Genomic DNA, 643 nt, shown 5'->3' on the forward strand with positions numbered 1-643 from the left:
GTGCTGGCCCAGCGCTTGATGCGCCGAGTATGTACCGAGTGTCGGATCCCGTATCACCCCCCCCCCGAAGAACTGGCCCGCTATGGCCTCAGCCTCAGCGGCGACAGCGAGCAGGTGACTTTCTACAAGGCCAACAAGCTCTCTCCCAAGGAAGTAGAGCAGCGCAAAGCCACCGGCAAGCCCATCTGCGAGAAATGCGGGGGCGTAGGCTACAAAGGCCGAGTGGGGGTGTACGAGTTCATGCGCATGAACGACCGCCTGGCCGAGTTGATCAACAAGGGGGCTCCCACCGAGGTCATCAAGGAAGCGGCTGTCGAAAGCGGCATGAAGACGCTGCTGGCCTACAGCTTGATGCTGGTGAAGCAGGGTCTGACTACGTTGGAGGAGGTCGATCGGGTTATCCTCACCGACAAGGGCTTGGAAACCGAGTTAAAGGCTCGTGCCAAGGCCCTTAGCACCTGCCGCAACTGTGGTGCCGCCCTGCAGGTGGAGTGGATGGATTGTCCCTACTGCCTGACGCCGAAGTTTTAGGCAAGCCGCCTAGCTCTTGACGCCGCCAGGGAGCCGATTATATCATTCCTAAACGAGTCCTAGATCGTTCCCTCTCGCACACCTTTACAACTCACACATAAACACAACTCCG

The 643-nt window shown here is 58.8% G+C and carries 1 pseudogene; it reads left to right on the forward strand.

What is annotated here, in order from left to right:
- Positions 1 to 531 (forward strand): annotated as a pseudogene (locus tag NW858_RS11325) (type II/IV secretion system protein); the annotation flags it as partial.
- Positions 532 to 643: the final 112 nt, after the last annotated feature.

This window comes from Synechococcus sp. H55.10, from assembly GCF_047502715.1.
Taxonomy (GTDB): Bacteria; Cyanobacteriota; Cyanobacteriia; order Thermostichales; family Thermostichaceae; genus Thermostichus.